Source organism: Dolichospermum circinale AWQC131C, assembly GCF_000426905.1.
GTDB lineage: Bacteria > Cyanobacteriota > Cyanobacteriia > Cyanobacteriales > Nostocaceae > Dolichospermum > Dolichospermum circinale.
On sequence record NZ_APIY01000431.1, the window covers coordinates 1 to 2,383 of the forward strand.

At 35.3% G+C, this 2,383-nt stretch carries 2 protein-coding genes; both read left to right on the forward strand.

The window, feature by feature from the left end; genetic code table 11:
- Nucleotides 1-145 precede the first annotated feature (145 nt).
- Nucleotides 146-1,426 carry a vWA domain-containing protein gene (locus tag ACIR131C_RS0100755; protein ID WP_231395361.1) on the forward strand — a complete coding sequence of 427 codons (1,281 nt, stop codon included), beginning with the start codon at nucleotides 146-148 and terminating at the stop codon, nucleotides 1,424-1,426.
- A gap of 4 nt (nucleotides 1,427-1,430) precedes the next feature.
- Nucleotides 1,431-2,264, forward strand: a complete 834-nt coding sequence (locus tag ACIR131C_RS21420; protein ID WP_035371287.1) for a hypothetical protein — start codon at nucleotides 1,431-1,433, stop codon at nucleotides 2,262-2,264.
- The last annotated feature ends 119 nt before the right edge of the window (nucleotides 2,265-2,383 follow it).

The window sequence follows — 2,383 nt, forward strand, 5'->3', positions numbered from 1 at the left end:
GATGAAATCATCCGTGATTATTGTGTATCTTAATGTCTCATTCTTAAGTTAAATGACTATAGTGTCCGTACAAAATCACGAAAGATGATCCCTTTGAAGCATAATTATGTATTGACCTTTTACACCATTGAGGGAGATGAGATTAATGAGGAAAAATATTATCGCTTTGTCTACTACAACCGCTTTTTGGACCCCCAGGCTTAGTCTATCCTTGTTGTTGCTTCTGACTATGGTTTGTCCTAGTTTAGCCCAGGTAAAAAAGGCAGAAATCATTGGTAGTCCCACATTCAAAGATGACAGGGTAACAATTAGAATTAAGGTTAAAGGTGGAGATGATAGGCCTGTCATGGGTTTGGAAGATAGTAATTTTAAATTGACGGTTGATAAAAAGGAGGTCCAGGTTAAACCTAAAGATTGGAAAAGCCCAGAAGAGACTGTACCTCCTCCCGCTTGGATTGTAGTTCTACTAGATTTTAGTGGCAGTATGAATCAAGTAGATAGTGGTGGCACTAAAAAAATAGCGGGTGCGATTAATGCAATTCGTGAATTTACTAAAATTTCTGCTGAACGGGGTGGAAATACTCAAATTTCTATTGTTCCTTTTGGTAAAACTGGTAGTAATTGTCCCGAATCACCTGTAAATAAAGAAACCCTGGATAAATTTTTGGCGGCCAATGATTTTAAACTGCAAAATAATCTGGATTATCTCAAAAGTTTGACTCCCTGTGCGTCTACAGATTTATATGAACCTTTAACCAAAGCGGTGAAGTTTTTAGGTAATTCTGAGGACTCCCGTTTTTCTTTACCAGAAAATTCTTCCCAACCACAACCTAGATTATCAATAATTCTCCTGTCTGACGGATATCACAATGTACCTAATGAGGGGGCTGATTTTGCAGCTTTAACTAAGTTGCTGAAAAAACATGAGAATATTACAGTACATACTTTAGGTTATGGGTTGACACCAGAACAATTAGGTGTAAAATATAAATTAGGCAGACCTGCTACTCGTGCTGATTTGAAGAAGGGTAAAGTACCAGAGGCAGAATTTGTAGACCAAAAAAGACTAGGGGAAATTGCTAAATTAACAGGGGGAATTGCGGAGTTTTCTGGTAATGCGGAAAGGATAGCCGAGAACTTGCAATTATTTCTGAATGCGTTGTTAGGAGAGTATGAAATTACCTTTACTCAACCGGACGCAGAACGGGGTTCTAAACATCAGGTGCAGGTGAAAGTCAGTTCTCAAAAAGGTAAAGCTAAGGAGTCGCAAATCATAGAATATATTATGCCTGTCTTTGGGCGATCGCTGCCTTTGGGAGTGCGTCTGATTATGGTCATATCGGTGTTATTAATAGTTATAATTGGTGGGGTAGTCCCTTTTCACTATTGGGGAAAATATCTCAAAGCAGAAGCACAAAGGGATTAATAATATGGGTGTATTTGCAAAATATGGGCGAATATGTTTATTTTCTTTGAGTCTTTATTTTCTCACTGCTTGTTCTCAAAATCAGCCAGCAAATCAAGTCATTACTTCCCAATGTCCTACTCAACCAACAGCAGTTTTAGAAACCAACAATGTTAAAGCTATTTCTCTAGGTTCTCAGGCTATTAAGGAAACTGGTATGGTGACTAATAATAAATCCCTTGGTTATACTTTTACAGCTAAATCAGGTGAAAAACTGGTTTATCAAACTAATCAAGATGTTTGTATTTGGGTTTATACACCAAATAATCAATTAATTACTAATTCTATTTTACCTCTGGATGGTAAGTATACTGTTCAAGTTGCTGCTATGAATGGTTCTACTACCTTTGATTTAGGATTGGAATTAGAAAACGATGCAGATAAATCATTATCATCAGTAGAACCAACACCTTTAGAAACGAGTCAAACACCTTTAGAAACCAGTCAAACTAATATAGAAAATTCACCCAGAAAAGATGCGGCTGATTTTATTAGAAATCATTATTTATCTTTAAACAACCGTGAATATAGTCAAACGAGGAATCAACTATCAAATCAGTTTAAAAATAAATATTCTGGTACTTATGCAGAATATCAACAATGGTGGGATAGTGTGAAAGAAATAAAAATTGGTGATGTTAAAATTGTCAATGATAATGGTGATAATGTTACTTTAGATGTAGAATTATGGTATTATATGAATAATGGGAAAACTGTTCAAGATTCTCGCAATCGTATTTATTTAATTTGGAGTCAAAATGATAGTACATGGTTAATTAATGATAAATCCGCACCATGATGAAAATTAATTCTTGTTTAGCAAACCTGAGATGATTTAATATGTTGAAAAATTTGGTTGTGTACTCTACCTGTTTATCAGTTATCGGTTGTCAAACAATAGAAAATCCTCTAACTAAT